We start from the raw sequence: 15,886 nt of genomic DNA, 5'->3' as shown, positions 1-15,886 counted from the left end.
CGTGGGGCGGTACGTACCCTGGCGAACCTCGATTCCCCGTGAGTCCCCGTCCGTTCTTGCACGGGAGTGGCACACCCGGGGCCGTCCATCGCCGCTCGATGATCAGTAGTCGAACGTCGGTGTCCTGACGTGTCCGAGGGCGATGAGCCCCGCTCCGATGACCGCGACAGTTACGGACGAGAACACGCAAGCGACGAGCAACAGCACACCGGCCCCCCAGACCCTCGGCTGTGCGACGTAGCGTTGTAGCCGTCGGCCGGGAACTCGTCCGAGTACCAGCGCGCGCACGCCGACCACCGTGCCCACGAGCTGAAGCCACACCGCTACGCCCCAGAGAACAAATGCCGCTCCCACGCTCCACCCCCTCGCGAAGCCGCCCTCTGAAGGCCGGCAGCGGTGTGACACAGGGACGGGACGCTGACGGCGTTAGGCCAGCTTGGTATTGGACCGCTAGCGGCGGCTGAACATCCCGACAGACACGCAGGCAGGTGCGCTACTTCAACAGCTGTTCTGTCAGGTCTTTGACGAGACGCCAGTCGTCCCCGTCCCGCTCGAAGACGAACCGGTGGTCGCCCATATAAGGCGGGGTCGCCGCCAGCCCACCGCCGTACTTGTCGGACAGGTAAGGAGTGGTGATCTCAGTGACGTCTACCGTGAATTGCGCGCCCTTCTTCTCCACCTCCGTCACGTCGGCTCTGGCGTCGGCCTGGTTCCAGACCTTGCCCCGAGGCGGGGCGTACTTCCGCCAGGACGCATCAGGCGCATCCGCGCTCCGCTGGAAGACCTCCTCGACGGCCTGCTCGAGAGACTTCTGTTCCGATCTCCGCTCGGCCGCCGCGGCCTGGCTCTTCAACACCAGGCCGCCGGGCACCGCCACAAGCACCGCCACGGCCGCGGCCCGTCCCACCTTGTGCTTCTTGTGCACCTTGCCCCCAACTCGAGGTGCATCGACATATCGATGCAACGATCTACCGGAGAGTAGCAACGATCAAACTCCCAGCCAGACAAATCCGCAGGCAGGAGGCTTGATCACGCAAGCGTGGGCATCCGAGGCCACGTGAGGTCGGCGCAGCCTCAAGCCACGGGCTGCCGCTGGCTGGTCTGCGAAGTCCCTGACCCTCTCGATGCGAACTATGGGCGGGACGGTTGTTGAGGTCTGCTGGGCTGATTACTCGGTCACCGTGAGCCGCTGACGGTGGGACTGCGGTCGTGCCGGTTGCTGTACTTCACTGCTGTACAGCACGCAGGTTGGTCGGTGTGCGATCGACGGAGTGCCGCTGACGTGCTCCGGCATCATCGCGTGTATGACGCAGAGCGAACACGTACTGAGGATGGCCGATCTTCGGCGAGCCTGTTCCGTACTCCTGGACCAGGCTGAACGCCGGTTCGGTGATGAGGTGGACCTCTCCGAGTTGCCCGTGGACTATTACTGGAGCCTCGACCTTGCAGCCGCGTTCGACATGAGCGAAATGCCGACAGCGCAGCTTGACTGTGGACAGGTCAGCGACGATGTCGCTGAGATCGGGTCGCTTGTGCGGCGCGCCCCAGAGGACGTCATCGCCCTGTGGCACGATCTCGATCACCTCGCCGGTGTGCTGCGCCTGCTCGCGCACCTCGATCTGCCGCGGTGAGCCCAGGGGACAATCTTGAAAACCGTCATGGCGCGAGTCACCGTGGGTTCAAATCCCACACCCACCGCAGATGAACGGCCCCTGACCAGGTAACTCGGTCAGGGGCCGTCGGCATGTCGGTACACCGTGATCGCCCTTTGCTCCCCGTGCGATCGGGCACGTGAGGGCACGGCTCAGTCAGAAGGCGCTCTGCCACCAACGATGCGGTGGGTTTCTGTAGGACCCGGTGTCGGGGCGTTCTAGGATCTTGAGATCGAGTGCGTGCACGATGCTGCGGAGCTCCCGGGAGCTCTTCTTGGGGAGGGCGCAGATTGCCAGTTCCAGCAGATCTCGCTCGTCCGCAGGCTCTGGGCAACAGTCGGTGACTCCGCACCGGTCGCTGAATGGTGAAGGTAGCTGGTTGCTCGGTGCCCGCGCGATGGCAGTCCATCGAGAGAGAGCCTGTTTGACCAGGCCGGGTTGGAGTCGCGTCCGTTCCAACCGAATGATCTGTGCCTGAGCTGAACCGGAAAGCTGACTGATCTTCGAGTAGCGGATATGCGCGGCAAAGCGCCTGCTGTCGGCCCGGAGGCCTGAGGGGCGCCTACGCGGCATGGCCCTTTCGGTTATGAGTCATGAACGGCAGTCTGACACGCGGCTGGACAGGTGCGTAGGTTGGTTGGATCTCAACCGCCGAGCCAAGCCACAGACCACTCTCGTCAAGTTGACTCCCCTGGCCGGCCGCGGGACTTGGACCTCTGGCCTCATCCCTATCAGGTCGATCGCAGAGAGACGCCGACCCCGGCCAACCCGGCTTGTGCCTCGGCTGTCCGTCCGCTGGAGGTCACCTTAAGGACCCGTCCACGATTCCCACATGGATTCTGCGCGATTCCTGCAGATGTGGTTCATGGGCACTACAGTCACCCGCGCACCGATCACCGGGCAGCGCCGGGGCATCAGACGGCCGGATGCAGGTGCGAGCACAGCAAGTTGCACCGTTCTGGGGGGCTTTATGCGCGACATGGTCAAGGGGTCGAATGTCTCTCTCGCGGCTCTGAGCGAGAACATCGATTCGGTGATCGTCAGTCTGGGCTGGGGGAGCTCGACCGGCGAAGGGGACGCCGATGTGTCCGTCCTCCTGCTGGACGAGAACGGCAAGGTCCGCAGCGACGCCGACTTCTACTTCTACAACAACCCGGTCGCCGCGGACGGAAGCGTGCAGCTTCTGGGCAAGACACCGACGGCGGACGGCAACGAGGACCGGATCAGCTTCGACCTGACTGCGGTCTCCCCCGAAGTCGACCGGATCGTCCTGGCCGCCAGCCGCTACGAGGGCGCCCGTTTCGGAGAACTCGACTGCGTGAGACTGGCGTTGGCGGACGGCGGAGGCGAGGAACTCCTCAACTTCGCCATCGACGACGCCGACTCGGTGAGCGCGATCATCTTCGGCGAGCTGTACCGGCGTGCGGAGGAATGGAAGTTCCGCGCAGTCGGCCAGGGTTACGACGTGGGTCTCGCCGGTCTGGCAACGGACTTCGGGGTCGACATCGACGACGACGCGGCGGCCGGGGAAGCGCTGGACGAGACCGAGGGCGACGATCAGGCGGACCCGACGACGGCAGAGCCGGCAACGGCGTCGCCATCGGCCCCGGCGGGGGCGTCGGCGGGCGAACCCCAGCCGCAGGAGACTCTCGATGCGGTCCCCTCCCCTCGCCAGCCTGAGGACGAGGGGCAGCCGAGGAAGGCGGCGGCGAGGCCTCGTACGGCCAAGAAGAAGGTTGTCCTGCCCAAGGCCGCCAAGAAGACGCTGGCCGAGAACGAGTCGTGGAAGGACGCGCGGCTCTTCCCGGCATCGGCGCTCAAGAGCGACCGGGAGCGCGAGACGCGTGCGACCTCGGTACTGCTGTCCGTGATGGCTCAGGTCCCCGAGTTCGGCCGGAGACTCACCGCCGCCTTCGGAGCACCGGCCGGCCGCATGGAGACCTTCACCGAGGTCACCCTGCCGCACGGCGACACCCCGCGTCGCCCGGACGGAGTGATCCGGGTCGAGCGGGCCGGCAAGCTGTGGACGGCCCTCATCGAGACGAAGACCAACGGCAGCGCGCTCAAGGCCGAGCAGGTCCAGGCGTACATGGACATCGCCGCGCGCCGCGGCTACGAGGCCGTGATCACCCTGTCGAACGACGTGGCGCTGGAGGGCAGCCCGCTCGTCGAGGTCAAGATCGACAAGCGGCGTAAGCACAAGGTGGCCCTGTGGCACCTGTCGTGGGCTGAAGTGGCGCATCAGGCACAGCTGTTGATCAGACACGAAGGTGTCGGCAACGCGGCGCACGCCTGGCTCCTTCAGGAGCTGCTGCACTACTTGCGGCACGAGAACTCCGGCTGCCACGGCTTCCAGAACATGGGTCCGGCCTGGGTACCGGTACGCAACGGAATCGACGACGAGACCCTGTGCCAGGGCGACTCGCGGGCGCTGGAGGTCGTCGAGAGCTGGGAACGCCTCATCCGCCAGGTCTGCCTGCGGCTGGGCGGCGAACTGGGGCAGAAGGTGCTGCCGGTCCAGCGCACCAGACGCGGAGCCGATCCGAAGGCGCTCCGCGGCCGTCTCGCGGATCAGCTCTGCCTCGAGGGGCGCCTGCACTCGGAGCTGCGCATCGAGGGGACGCCCGGCGTCCTGGCGATCAGCGCGGACCTCCGTACGGGCAAGCTTCGCACCTCGATCGAGATCCCGGCACCCGAGCAGGGCTACCCCCTGTCGTGGGCGAAGCGACTGGTCCGGCGCCTGGCAGAGGCTCCGGCGGACCTGCACGTCGAGACCCTCGTCGAAGGCGAAGCGGCCGGCCCCCGGGGAACGCTCGAACGCCTCCGCCCCGAGCCGGCCGACATGCTGCCCAAGGAGCCCGCGTCCCAGATCACCGGCTTCCGGCTGTCCCTCCTCAAGAGCATGGGAAGCACGCGCGGGAACGCGGAGTCGGGCTTCATCCGCAGCGTCGACGACGCGGTGAACCGCTTCTACACCGGCGTGGTGGTCGGTCTGGAGGGTTCGACTTCCCGCCGGACCCCCTCCAAGTACACGGCGACGACAGCCTGAGGCCCGACGTCCACCCGGAGGCAGGAGCGGGGCCCGAACGAAAGGACTCGGCCGGGCTCCGCTCCTGTCTCCCCGGCATCGCGCAAGCCTCAATCCCCCTGCGGCCCGCCCCGAACCGTTCCCCTTCCCCCACGGATCCGCCCGGGCCGCACTCGGGCCGCCAAGGGCATGGGAACAGGCGACCGAAGGCGTGAGGCCATCCCACACAGTTCGTTCACCCGCCGGACACCCGCCCGGGTGGCAGGCCTCATTTCCTGGGAATCACATGCGCAGAAGGACGGCGACCCGGCGAAGCGGACGAACCTCGGCACCTTCCACGTGCAGCGCTACTCCAAGCTCACGGTCAACGCCTCGCCGGAGCCGGTCACCAAGGGCCGGACGATCTTCTCCCGGATTCCTCCCAGCGTCAGGTCTTGGGCGAAGTCGGTGTCGCGACCTTTGAGGGCGTGGGCGGTGTCGTGGCGAGATATCCGTTGTCGACGACTGGTAGGGGAGGAGCGTCCGCCGACGGTGGAGCCTTGATGCCGTCGAGCACGCGCGCAATCTCGTCGTACATGCGAACAGCTTCGGCGCCCCCGCCGGATATCAGGGGCGGTCGCCCTTGTGGTCGACGATTCCCGTGGCCAGGAGCGCGTTCTGGAATATGAGGTCGCCCGCCTTCCAGGGCCGTTCAGGGGTGTCGCTGCCGCTCGGGAACGAATCCTTGTAGTCCTTGACGACGATCCATCGGTCACCGAGGTACTGGTATGTGTGCGGGTCGATCAGGATCTCGCGGCGGATCTTCTGCCCCTTCACGTCGTGCCCGACCGCGATGGCGTCCCGGCCCGCGAGGTCCCGTACGAGATGGTCGGTGACCTCGGTGCCGGGGACCGCGGCCAGCGCGCGGTACAGCTTGGCGAGCGCCTGCGGCGGGACGGGCTGGGACGCGAACAGCACACGCAACCCATCCATGTCGTGTTCCCCCGGCTCGGGGTCGTCCTTCCCGGACGGGTAGTAGGCGCGGACCTTCTTCAGCACGGCGGCCGGGTCGTCCGGCAGCTCGTCGAGGAAGCGGAGCCGTTCGCGCATGGAGTGGTCGTCGCCCTCCTTGCCGTTCTCGAAGCGCGGGTCCGCGTACCGCACCCAGCGCTCCTTGGGTTCCGGCTCCGGCTCGGGCTGGGCGGCGGCGCTCTTGGGCCACATTCCGGGACGGGCCGAGAGCTTCTTCTCGTAGACCCACTGGCCCGCGTGCGGCGTGGGCGGCGGATCGGCCCGCTCCAGCGTGGAGGCGGCCCGCTCCAGCACCTCCTTCACCGAACCCGGCACCGTCCGCGTCGCAGCCGGCACCGTGCGCTCCGCACCATTGTGGCCGCCCCCTCCGAGGCCGGAGGCCAGCACGGCCACCGCGGTGAGCGCGGCGGCGGCCCCGACCGCTGTGAGCCGCCAGTCGGCCCGCAGCCTGCGTCCCCGGCCACGCCCCGCGGCGCTGCTCAGCCGGTCCCGCCCCTCGGCGAGCCGTGCCCGGTCGGGCTTCGGCGCCCCGGCCCGGAACTCGCGTACGTCCTTCATCTCGTCCACGTTCACAGCCGGACCGCCTCCGCCACTTCGCCCAGAAACGCCGGGTCGGCACCCAGCGCGGCCCGTACCTTGCGGCGGGCCCGGTTGAGTCGGGACCGCACGGTCCCGACGGGTATGCCGAGCGCCTCGGCGACCTCCTGGTAGGTCAGGTCGGCCCAGGCCACGAGCAGCAGCACATGCCGGTCGGCGGCGGACAGCGCGGCGAGCGCGTCCGCGAGCGGGGCGCGGTCGGCGACCAGGTCCGCGGTGTCCTCGACCCAGCCGGCCGCGACGGGGTCCTGGCCGGTCCTGGCCAGCGCCCGCAGACCGCGTACTTCCTTCCGGCGCTGCTTGCCGATGAGGTGCGCGGCGATCCCGTACAGCCAGGGCCGGGCACTGGCCCGCGAGGCGTCGTAGCGGGCACGTACCCGGAACGCGGTCAGGAACGTGTCGGCCGTGACGTCGTCCGCCGCGTGGTCGCCGAGGCGCCGGGCCGCGTACCGGTGGATGTCGGGTGCGTACCGGTCGTAGAGCCGGGCGAACAGCTCCGGATGTTTCAGGGACTGCGCGATGACATGGCCGTCGCGCTCGTCGCCGGGGTCGAGCGCCGGTGGTCCGGTCACGGGTCCTCCGTCAGCGGGTGGGGTCGAGCGTGTCACCCGTTGTTCCCCGCTGCCCCGCGAAGAGTTCACGGCCGCACAGGATTTTCTCAGGGAGCGGGCGCGACCCTACGGGATCAGTCGCGCCGGCATCTCCCATGCGTACCCGGCGTCGTACACCCCGCCCGTGAGCAGCACCTGCAGCGAGATCCCGTCCATGAGAGGCCCCAACCGTGACTACTACTTGAAGAAGCGGGCCGAGGGCTGCATGCACGTCCAGGCCGTCATCGCCCTCGCCCGCCGACGTGTCGATGTCCTATGGGCGCTCCTGCGTGACGGCAGGCTCTTCACCCTCCATCCACCCGTCGCCCAAGCCGCTTAAACGGCATGGTGGTGTGGCCGCCGGTCGCTGAAGCAGTGAGCGCCTACGTCGATGCAGTCGCTGTTGTGGCCCTTTTCGCGATCGGCTCAAGCACAGCAGCGAAGTACAGCAACCAAGGCAACCAGCTCCGACCTGTAGCGCCCTCATAGAGCCGAAGTGCGGCCTGTATGACCGTTACTGACCGATCCATCTAGAGCTTCGGATCCAGCTTCCGTGTCAGACTCATGGCTCCTCACCACGCGGCCGATCACAGGGATCGGTGGATGCCCCATCCGGGAAAACCGTCGGCCCAGTTCCGTAGTGAGAGACTGCCGCCATGCGAGTGAGGTGCATCAAGATCGTTCACCAGCAGACCGGCGAGACGGTCCCGGAGTATCCCGGCGTCCGGGTTGGCAGCGTCTGCACGGTCCTGGAGATGATCACTGGACCCGACTACTGGATGATCCGCGTCCTGGACGAAGACGATGAAGACGACGATCCCGGGTCGCTCTGGGATCCGGAGATGTTCGAGACGATCGACGCACAGGTGCCGCCCAGCTGGACCCTCGTCCTGCAGGACGGCCATATGAGGCTGGCCCCTGCTCTCTGGCAACGCCCCGGCTTCTGGAACGACTACTTCGACAAGGTGCCGCAGGCCCTGGCGGACTTCCGGACCGCCAAGCACGAGCTGCTCAACAGCGCCTGACACCTCGGCAAGGTGACCCACCTACCAGGAGCCGGCGGCCCCTCGCGTGCCACTCTCGTGCCTCCGTCGTTGCCATATGGACGGAGTGAGACAACCGGGCAGTACGAACCGCTCACAGCCCGCTAGCCGTGCTTGGTCCCGCGGCGCCGGTAGGGCCACCCCATGGTGTCCGTGCCGTTCCGTCGACGGGAAGCCGAAGGCTACGAAGTGCGCCGACCGCGCGCCCCCACCCGCCGACGGCTCCCGGAAACCTCCTTCTGGCTGTGGACATCGGGAGGTTCGGTAGGGCGTTCACCTGCTGTGGTGGGGGCTGTGGTCGGCGTCGGAAGCCGTGGTCGGGGGAGGCGCCCCAAAGTGATGTCCCTGGTGGTTGCTTCGTGGTCGTTCCCGTGGTCGGGGCGGCCGGTGTCCGCGACGTCGTCGGGGATGTCCCGGAACCTCATGATCGAGGACAGCAACCCGGCTGCGTAGCCCTCGGTCTGGAGCAAGCCGGGCACCATGGTCGGCGAGTGGATCCGGAAAGTCTGCGTTGCCTTGAGCAGCGGGACGTAGCTGTTCTGCGGCTGCTTCAGTGCTGTACGGACCTGCGCAGAGCGCATCCTCGGGTGCCGCCCTTGCGCGGCGCGCTCCGCAGTCGCACAACTCCACGTCCGGCAGACCGGACACCGACCGTTCAGGGCTCTCACCCCTCCGCGGCCCGCGTCACCCCCGACTGCATCGCCACCGCCAGCGTGTGCTCCGTGAGGCGTTCCCCGTGGACCTCGCCCACGAGCCGCCCCCGCACGAACACCAGCACCCGGTCGCACAGCTCGGTCAGTTCCGCCGGATCGGTCGACGCCGTCAGCACCACCGCCCCCGACGCGGCCAACTCGCCGATGATCCGGTGCATTTCGGCACGTACGCCGATGTCCACGCCCCGGGTCGGATCGTCGAGGACGACGATCCGCGGCTCGGTGGCGAGCCACTTGGCGAAGACGACCTTCTGCTGGTTGCCGCCGGACAGCCGGGCCACGATGTCGTCCGGGGCGCCGCGCAGCCGCAACCGGTCGGTCAGCTCCTCCGTGCTCCGGATCAGCCGGGCACGCGAGGGAAGCATTACGCCGCGCCCCAGAGCCAGTCGGCTCACCGTGGTGGCGTTCTCCCAGACCGTGCGCTCGGACATGAGCCCGTAGCGCTTCCGGTCGCTCGGCACGAATGCCACGCCCGCGCGCACCGCCGCCCGCAGGGACCGGGGCAGCCCCCGCCCGCCCACATCGACGCGCCCCGCCGAGATCGCCGTACGCCCGCACACCACCTCCAGCGCGGTGAGATGGCCCGCTCCCTGGAGGCCGGCCACCCCCACCACCTCGCCCGCCCGCACCGTGAAGGTCACGTCGGTGAGCCGCCCCGGGACGCTCACCCCGGACAGCACCACCGGCGGCGGCCCGCCGCCGACGGCACGCGAACGGCGTACGGGCCCCGGCGGAGCGCCACCGAGCATGGCCGTCACCAGCTCCGGGACATCGACCTCGGCGCGGCGCGCCCCGGCCAGCGCGACGCGTCCGTCCCGCAGGACCGTGACGCGCTGCGCGAAGCGCATCACCTCCTCAAGGAAATGGGTGACGTACAGGACGGCGATACCCCGTGCCGTCAGAGCGCGCAGCACCCGTTCCAGGCGGTCCACCGCGGCAGCGGGCAGCGCGGAGGTCGGTTCGTCGAGCACCAGCACCTGGGGCCGCCGCAGCAGGGCCCGCGCGATCTCGGTCAACTGCTGGTCGGCCAGCGAGAGTTCGGCGAGGGGCGTGGCGGGGTCGACGTCGAGGCCGAGTTCGGCGAGAACCGGCCGGGCCGCGCGGTCCATGGTTCCCCGGTCGAGCAGGCCGAAGCGGCGGGGCGGAAGGTGGGGGTAGAGGTTCTCGCGGACCGTGAGGTCGGGAAAGAGGCTCAACTCCTGGGACACCACCGCGATTCCACCGGAGCGGGCTGCCCCCGCCGTTCGTACCGTTCCCTCGTCGGGCGCCACCGTGCCGGACAGGATGCCCACGAGCGTCGATTTGCCGGCGCCGTTCTCGCCGACCAGCGCGTGGACCTCGCCGGCGCGCAGGGTGATGCCCGCGCCGTCCAGAGCCCTGACCCCGCCGTAGGACTTGACCAGGTCGCACGCCACCAGCAGCTCGCCGTCGCCCATGTCAGCGCGCGTCCTTCAGCGGCTTCAGCTGGGCCTTCTGGTTACCGAGCAGTTTGTCGATCGTCGGTTTGTACCAGTCGTAGGCGGCCTTCGCGGACTTCTGACGCGTGATGATCTCGTCGATGTTGGACGTGTCGACCACGCCGCCCGGTGACAGGAACCAGCCCTCGGGAAGCTTGCCGTCGTGGTCACGGACCGCATCGATCAGCATCGCCGTGGACAGATAGCCCTTGAGGAAGTGCTGCGGGTCGATGGTGACGAAGTTCGAGCCGTCCTTGACCGCGTCGAGGGTCTTCGGGTCGACGTCGAAGCCCGCGGTGAGCCACGTGCCGTGCTCCGCCTTCTTGATCTTCGCGAGGTTGTAGCTGTCGGCGTCGCCGACGCCGAGGAAGGCGAGCGCCTCGGGGTGCGCGTTGACCTGCGCCGACCAGGAACTGTAGTTCTGACCGGGATCGCTGTACGTCTGGAAAGGGCCCAGGACCTCGACGTCCGGGGCCTCCTTCGCGAAGGTGTCGGCGATGCCTTCGGCCCGGTTGTCCAGGACCGGCGTCCCGGGGTTGGGCACGCCGATCACGATCTGTCCCTTCGGGTCGCCGCCCAGCCGCTCGAGCGCCTCCTTCGCCATCAGCTCGCCCAGCGCGTAGTTGTCGTTGCCCACGTAGAAGCCGACCTTGCTGCCCTCGGTCGGCGAGGTGTCCAGGGCGACGACGGGGATGCCCTGGTCGACGGCGCGCGCGGCGGGCCGGGTGAAGATCGGCGGGTCGAGGTTCTCCAGGACGATGCCGTCCTTGGCGCGGGCGGTCAGGTTCTGGAAGAGCTGCACCTCGGCGGGCCCGTCCGTGTTGGGAGGCCCGACCGCCTTGAAGTCGATGTTCCCCCGGTGGCTCGCGGCGCTCTCCGCGCCGAGGACCATCTCGTGGGCGAAATTGAGGCTGATGTTGGCCACGGCGATACCCATGTGGAGTTCGCCGCTCTTGCCGTCGGAGCCGCTGCCGTCGACACACCCCGCGGTGGCGGCGAGCGTGGCCAGCGCGGCGGGAACGGCGAGCAACATACGCAATCGGGGATGCATCACGGCCTCCAAGCGGCTCCGGACGGGCTCTGAGGTCCGAAGGGGGAGTCTTCGGACCGGGGGCACTTCAGCGACGTCGGCGGCCGGTCCTGCGCAGCGCGCTGTCCGCCGCGACCGCGACGAGGATCACGCCGCCGGTCGCGAACGACGTCCAGTTGATGGGTACTTCGAAGAAGACGAGCCCGGAGGCGACCACGGCGAGGATCATCGCCCCGGCGACCGCGCCGACCACCGAACCGCGCCCGCCCGCCAGCGGAGTGCCGCCGATGATGCACGCGGCGATGGCCTGCAACTCGTAGCCCTGGCCGAGCGTCGGGTCGCCGGCCCCGTAGAACGCGAGCGCGAGCGCCGCCGCGCAGGCCGTGGTCAGTCCGGACAGGGCGAGCGCCTGCACACGGGTGCGGACCACCGGGATGCCGCTGAACTCGGCCGCGTCGGGATTGGAGCCGATCGCCCGCACCCGTGCCCCGTAGCGCGTCCGCGTCAGCACGACCGTCAGGACGACGACCACGGCGAGCAGCACCCACAGCGCGAACGGAACGCCCGCCGCGTCACCGCCCGCCAGCGTGAAGAACGAGTCGTCGAGCGGCAGATCGGTGATCTGCCGGCCGTCGGCGAGCGCGAGCCCGACACCTCGGTAGAGCATCAGGGTGCCGAGCGTCACGATGAACGAGGGCAGCGCGAGCAGCGTCGTGACCAGCGCGTTGAAGACACCCAGGGCGATGCCGGTGGCGAGTATCACGGGGACCGCCAGCCAGGGCGGCGTACCGTCGCGCACCAGCAGCGCCCCGACGACCAGGCACATGGCGTAGGTGCCGCCCACCGACAGGTCGACCTCCCGCATGGCGAGCGCGAAGACCATCCCGCACGCCATCAGCGAGATGTAGACGGAGTTGTGCGCGGTGGTGAGCAGATTGTCGCCGGTGAGGAAGTCCGGGTACGGGATGCCGATTCCGGCGATCAGCAGCCCGAGGACGACGAGCACACCCAGCTCGTCCCGGACCAGCCGGCGGGTGAACGCCCCCAACCGCCGCCTGCCGCCGCCCTGTTCGCGGGCACGCTCGGCGTCGTCCACGGCATGCTCGGTCTCGGTCATCGGGCACGGCTCCCGTACGTACGGTGACGCTGGGCGGGTCGCCCCGCAGCGTGGGCCCGGCGGACGCCCGCGGCAACAGGGCCGTTCCGGCGAGTGGAATGCGCCTTTCCCCAGGACGGTTCCGGCGAGTGGAACGCGCTCTTGCCGGGTGCCCGGCGGCTCTTCACACTCGGCGCATGGAGACACGTACCGCTCTGGTGACCGGCGCGGCGCAGGGCCTCGGACAGGAATTCGCCGTCGCGCTCGCCGGGCGCGGTTACCGGGTCGCGGGCATGGACCTGGTCCCGCAGCCCGAGACGGCGAAACGCGTGCTGGACTATCTGGAGTTGATCGCGGACGTCACCGACGAGGCGCAGATCGTGGCGGCGCTGGAGCAGGTCATCGACCGGTTCGGCACCCTGCACGTGCTCGTCAACAACGCCGGTGTGTACCCGGAGTCGGCCTTCGAGGACACCACGCCCGAGGAGTGGCGGAAGGTCATGCGCGTCAATCTGGAGGCGCCGTTCCTGATGACGCGTGCCGTCCTGCCGCATCTGAAGGAGGCCGGCTGGGGCCGGATCGTGAACATCGCGTCGGCGGCCGTCCTCACGGCTCCGCCCACGATGGCCGCCTACGTCTCCTCGAAGGCCGGACTGATCGGCTTCACCAGGGCGTCGGCGTCCGCGCTCGGACCGTACGACATCACCGTCAACGCGATCGCGCCGAGCATGGTGCGTACCGCCACGGCCGAACGGACCGTCGGCGCGGACGGCGGCTTCGAGCACGTCCGCGCCCAGCAGGCAGTCCCGCGGACCCAGCGGCCGGGCGACCTGGTCTCCACCCTGCTCTACGTGGTCGACGAGGGCAGCGGCTTTTTGACCGGCCAGACTCTCAACGTGGCAGGCGGATCAGCCTACTTGTGAGTGCTCGCCCCGCCGAGGACGGCGGGCCCGGACTCAGGACTCCCGCAGCCACTCCCGCAGCTCCTCCTTCAGCGAGCGCTGGAACGCGGTGAGCAGCGCCTGCACCACCAGCGGCTGCATGTGCGCCGACAGGGACTTCACCGCGGCCACGGACTCCCCTTCCCCCACCGCGTCGCGCAACAGGGCCGACAGTTCGTGGGCCGCCGCCCTCGAGTGCTCCAGCAGGACGGTCCGCGCGGCGAGGATCGTCTCGTGCGCGATCGGTACGTCCAGGAGCTCCACGCCGAGCCGCAGCAGCCCGGGGTCCAGCCGGACGGAGTCCCCCGTCCGCTCGATGACACCCATCGCGGCGAGCCGCTCCAGGTCCGCTTCGCCGAGCGGCCGCCCGGCCCGCCGCTCCAGCTCCTCCCGGGTCACGTCCTCCGTCGCGTCGGGCGCCCAGGAGGCCACCACGGCACGGTGGATGGCGAGCTCGTGCGCGCTCAGACCGGGCGGCAGCTGCGTCAGATGACGCTCGATCGCGGCCAGCGTCATGCCCCGTTGCTGCAACTCCTCGATGAGCGCGAGCCGGGCCAGATGCTCCTGGCTGTAGTGGCCGACGCGGCGGGGGCCGATCACGGGCGGCGGCAGCAGGCCCCTGGCGCTGTAGAAGCGGACCGTACGGACCGTGACGCCCGCGCGCGCGGCCAGCTCGTCGACCGTGAGCGTCGGCTCCTCGGTGTCCGTCGTCATGGGCAGGTCCTCGCTTCTCGCATCGTGCCGCGCGCCCTGGGTCACCGGTGACGGCGCGGTGCAACAGTATTGCTGTCTCACCGGTGTTGTGAAAGCGTCCGTCCAGGAGCCGCGCGGGTCGCGGCCCGCGCGGCACTCGGATCCGACGGCGCCAGGAGGCGGTCATGACCACGATCCTGAGACTCCCGGGAGAGCCCGCCGAACTCACCCTCCCCGCCCTGCTGCTGCGCAACGCCGAGGACCACGGCGATCTGCCGGCGCTGTCCTGGCGTACGGAAGACGGCTGGACCACCCTCAGCTGGGGCGAGGTGCGCCGTGAGGTCGCCGGACTCGCCGCCGGATACGCCGGTCTCGGCGTCGAGCGGGGCGACCACGTCCTCATGATGATGGGCAACCGCCCCGAGCACTGGCTGAGCGACCTGGCGCTGACCCACCTGGGCGCCGTGCCGGTCACCGTCTACTCCACGTCCGCCCCGGAACAGGTCGCGCACATCGCCCGGCACAGCCGTGCCCGCCTCGCGATCGTCGGGGGGCTGCGCGAACTGCCGCGCTGGGAGCCCCTGTTGGGGGACGCCGGCGTGCCTCTGGAGCGGCTGGTGGTCGCGGAGGCGTCCGAGGCGGGCACCCACCGCACGTACGACTCGCTGCGCGGCCCGCGCCCCACGGCGTCCGCAGGGTCCGGACAGGGGACCGTCGCCGAGGCCGCACCGGTCCGGACGGCCGCGGACGCGTCCCGCTCCGAGGCGTTCGAGAAGGCCTGGCACGAGAACCGCCCCACCGATCCGCTCACCGTCGTCTACACCTCGGGCACCACCGGCGAGCCCAAGGGTGTGAGCATCAGCCACCGCAAGGTCGTCCTGAACGTCCTGGCCCTCGACCGCCTCGTCGAACTCCCCACCCATGTCGAGCACATCTGCTACCTGCCCTTCGCGCACATCGCCGAGCGGATGCTCGGGATCTACCTCCCCGTGTTCCGCGCCTCGCACGTCCACCTGTGCGCGGACCCCTCGGAGGTGTCCGCCGTCGTCCGGGAGCTGCACCCCGCGCAGTTCTTCGGTGTCCCGCGCGTGTGGGAGAAGCTCGCGTCCGCCGTGCGGGCCGCGCTGGCCGGACTGCCGAAGGAGCGGCGGACGGCCGTGGAGGCGGCGATGGAGACGGCCCGCGCGCACGTGACGTGCCGCGAGCGCGGCGAGGAGCCGTCCGCCGCACTGCGGGAGGCGTACGCCACGGCCAAGGAGCGGGTGCTCGACCCGATCCTCGCGCTCGCCGGATTCGACCGCCTGGAGTGGACGGCGAGCGCCTCGGCACCGATGCCGCAGGACGTCGTGCGGTTCTGGGCGGGCTTCGGCCTCGCGGTCATGGACGCCTGGGGGCTGACGGAGACCATCGGCGTCGCCACCGCCAACAGCCCGGCCGCCTTCCGCCTCGGCTCGGTCGGCAGGCCGCTGGACGGACTGGAGATCCGGATCGCCGGGGACGGCGAGATCCTCGTACGGGGAGAGACCGTCTTCGACGGCTATCTGCGGGCCGACGGCTCGCTGGAGGACGTCCGGGACGCCGACGGCTGGTTCGCCACCGGTGACATCGGACGGCTCGACGAGGACGGCTTCCTCTGGCTCACCGACCGCAAGAAGGAAATGATCGTGACCTCGGCGGGCAAGAACATCTCGCCCGCCCTCGTCGAGAACACGCTCAAGGAGCATCCCCTCGTCGGCCAGGCGTTCGTGCACGGGGACGGACACCCGTACCTCGTGGCGCTCCTCGTCCCGGACCCCGAGCAGGCGGCCCGCCTCGATCCGACGGCCCTGCGGGAGGCGATCGCCGAAGCGGTGGACCGGGCCAACGCCCGTCTCAGCCGCCCGGAGCAGATCAAGCGCTACCGCGTGCTCGACCGCGAGTGGAGCCCGGAGACCGGTGAGCTGACTCCCTCGCTCAAGCTGCGGCGCCGGGCGATCAGGGAGCGCCACGCGGACGTCATCGAGGAGATGTACACGCCGTGACCGCGGCGATGGCG

13 protein-coding genes and 2 pseudogenes are annotated in these 15,886 nt (G+C 69.6%); 6 read left to right on the top strand and 9 right to left on the bottom strand.

Features of this window, described 5'->3' with window-relative positions; translation table 11 throughout:
* Positions 1–493: 493 nt before the first annotated feature.
* The gene (locus tag OOK38_RS00580; RefSeq protein ID WP_266764062.1) at positions 494–925 is read right to left on the bottom strand and encodes a hypothetical protein; all 432 of its coding nucleotides are present in this window, start codon (positions 923–925) and stop codon (positions 494–496) included.
* Between the two features lie 379 nt (positions 926–1,304).
* Here OOK38_RS00580 and OOK38_RS00575 point away from each other — a divergent pair, with 379 nt between their 5' ends.
* The gene (locus OOK38_RS00575) at positions 1,305–1,631 is read left to right on the top strand and encodes a hypothetical protein (RefSeq protein WP_266764063.1); all 327 of its coding nucleotides are present in this window, start codon (positions 1,305–1,307) and stop codon (positions 1,629–1,631) included.
* A 991-nt stretch (positions 1,632–2,622) separates the two neighbouring features.
* Positions 2,623–4,701 (top strand): TerD family protein, encoded by a 2,079-nt coding sequence (locus tag OOK38_RS00570; protein ID WP_266764064.1) that lies wholly within the window; start codon positions 2,623–2,625, stop codon positions 4,699–4,701.
* Positions 4,702–5,107: 406 nt separating this feature from the next.
* Here OOK38_RS00570 and OOK38_RS00565 read toward each other — a convergent pair whose 3' ends face one another.
* From OOK38_RS00565 to OOK38_RS00550, 4 genes and pseudogenes are all read right to left on the bottom strand, one after another.
* Entirely contained in the window at positions 5,108–5,257 is a 150-nt protein-coding gene (locus OOK38_RS00565) for a hypothetical protein (RefSeq protein ID WP_266766044.1), read from the bottom strand.
* A 29-nt stretch (positions 5,258–5,286) separates the two neighbouring features.
* Complete coding sequence (locus OOK38_RS00560; RefSeq protein WP_266764065.1) at positions 5,287–6,264, bottom strand: CU044_5270 family protein; 978 nt, start codon at positions 6,262–6,264, stop codon at positions 5,287–5,289.
* Positions 6,261–6,860 carry an RNA polymerase sigma factor gene (locus tag OOK38_RS00555; protein WP_266764066.1) on the bottom strand — a complete coding sequence of 200 codons (600 nt, stop codon included), beginning with the start codon at positions 6,858–6,860 and terminating at the stop codon, positions 6,261–6,263. Before OOK38_RS00555 ends, OOK38_RS00560 begins: the two co-directional genes overlap by 4 nt.
* A gap of 105 nt (positions 6,861–6,965) precedes the next feature.
* Positions 6,966–7,058 (bottom strand): annotated as a pseudogene (locus OOK38_RS00550) (TetR family transcriptional regulator); the annotation flags it as partial.
* 4 nt (positions 7,059–7,062) lie between these two features.
* On the opposite strand from OOK38_RS00550, the pseudogene OOK38_RS00545 reads away from it, so the two are divergent.
* Positions 7,063–7,218 (top strand): annotated as a pseudogene (locus OOK38_RS00545) (IS110 family transposase); the annotation flags it as partial.
* 316 nt (positions 7,219–7,534) lie between these two features.
* Positions 7,535–7,903, top strand: a complete 369-nt coding sequence (locus OOK38_RS00540; RefSeq protein WP_266848011.1) for a hypothetical protein — start codon at positions 7,535–7,537, stop codon at positions 7,901–7,903.
* A gap of 682 nt (positions 7,904–8,585) precedes the next feature.
* Here the strand turns inward: OOK38_RS00540 and OOK38_RS00535 are convergent.
* From OOK38_RS00535 to OOK38_RS00525, 3 genes are all read right to left on the bottom strand, one after another.
* A complete protein-coding gene (locus tag OOK38_RS00535; protein WP_266764068.1) occupies positions 8,586–10,070 on the bottom strand; it encodes a sugar ABC transporter ATP-binding protein in 1,485 nt (494 codons plus the stop codon).
* Position 10,071: 1 nt separating this feature from the next.
* Complete coding sequence (locus tag OOK38_RS00530) at positions 10,072–11,142, bottom strand: sugar ABC transporter substrate-binding protein (RefSeq protein ID WP_266764069.1); 1,071 nt, start codon at positions 11,140–11,142, stop codon at positions 10,072–10,074.
* A gap of 67 nt (positions 11,143–11,209) precedes the next feature.
* Positions 11,210–12,238, bottom strand: a complete 1,029-nt coding sequence (locus OOK38_RS00525; RefSeq protein ID WP_266764070.1) for an ABC transporter permease — start codon at positions 12,236–12,238, stop codon at positions 11,210–11,212.
* A 176-nt stretch (positions 12,239–12,414) separates the two neighbouring features.
* On the opposite strand from OOK38_RS00525, the gene OOK38_RS00520 reads away from it, so the two are divergent.
* Positions 12,415–13,140 carry an SDR family NAD(P)-dependent oxidoreductase gene (locus OOK38_RS00520; protein ID WP_266764071.1) on the top strand — a complete coding sequence of 242 codons (726 nt, stop codon included), beginning with the start codon at positions 12,415–12,417 and terminating at the stop codon, positions 13,138–13,140.
* A 33-nt stretch (positions 13,141–13,173) separates the two neighbouring features.
* Here OOK38_RS00520 and OOK38_RS00515 read toward each other — a convergent pair whose 3' ends face one another.
* The gene (locus OOK38_RS00515; protein ID WP_266764072.1) at positions 13,174–13,872 is read right to left on the bottom strand and encodes a MerR family transcriptional regulator; all 699 of its coding nucleotides are present in this window, start codon (positions 13,870–13,872) and stop codon (positions 13,174–13,176) included.
* A 164-nt stretch (positions 13,873–14,036) separates the two neighbouring features.
* Between OOK38_RS00515 and OOK38_RS00510 the strand changes: the two genes are divergently transcribed.
* A complete protein-coding gene (locus OOK38_RS00510; protein ID WP_266764073.1) occupies positions 14,037–15,872 on the top strand; it encodes a long-chain fatty acid--CoA ligase in 1,836 nt (611 codons plus the stop codon).
* Positions 15,873–15,886 lie beyond the last annotated feature (14 nt).

The organism is Streptomyces sp. NBC_00568, assembly GCF_026341855.1.
Lineage (GTDB): Bacteria > Actinomycetota > Actinomycetes > Streptomycetales > Streptomycetaceae > Streptomyces.
This window is presented reverse-complemented; position numbering and strand designations above follow the sequence as displayed.

Excerpts from the sequence above, each read along its gene's own strand:
- OOK38_RS00510 (WP_266764073.1), top strand. The coding sequence starts at position 14,037 with ATGACCACGATCCTGAGACTCCCGGGAGAGCCCGCCGAACTCACCCTC.
- OOK38_RS00520 (WP_266764071.1), top strand. The coding sequence starts at position 12,415 with ATGGAGACACGTACCGCTCTGGTGACCGGCGCGGCGCAGGGCCTCGGA.
- OOK38_RS00575 (WP_266764063.1), top strand. The coding sequence starts at position 1,305 with ATGACGCAGAGCGAACACGTACTGAGGATGGCCGATCTTCGGCGAGCC.
- OOK38_RS00565 (WP_266766044.1), bottom strand. The coding sequence starts at position 5,257 with ATGTACGACGAGATTGCGCGCGTGCTCGACGGCATCAAGGCTCCACCG.
- OOK38_RS00530 (WP_266764069.1), bottom strand. The coding sequence starts at position 11,142 with ATGCATCCCCGATTGCGTATGTTGCTCGCCGTTCCCGCCGCGCTGGCC.
- OOK38_RS00515 (WP_266764072.1), bottom strand. The coding sequence starts at position 13,872 with ATGACGACGGACACCGAGGAGCCGACGCTCACGGTCGACGAGCTGGCC.
- OOK38_RS00540 (WP_266848011.1), top strand. The coding sequence starts at position 7,535 with ATGCGAGTGAGGTGCATCAAGATCGTTCACCAGCAGACCGGCGAGACG.
- OOK38_RS00570 (WP_266764064.1), top strand. The coding sequence starts at position 2,623 with ATGCGCGACATGGTCAAGGGGTCGAATGTCTCTCTCGCGGCTCTGAGC.
- OOK38_RS00535 (WP_266764068.1), bottom strand. The coding sequence starts at position 10,070 with ATGGGCGACGGCGAGCTGCTGGTGGCGTGCGACCTGGTCAAGTCCTAC.
- OOK38_RS00525 (WP_266764070.1), bottom strand. The coding sequence starts at position 12,238 with ATGACCGAGACCGAGCATGCCGTGGACGACGCCGAGCGTGCCCGCGAA.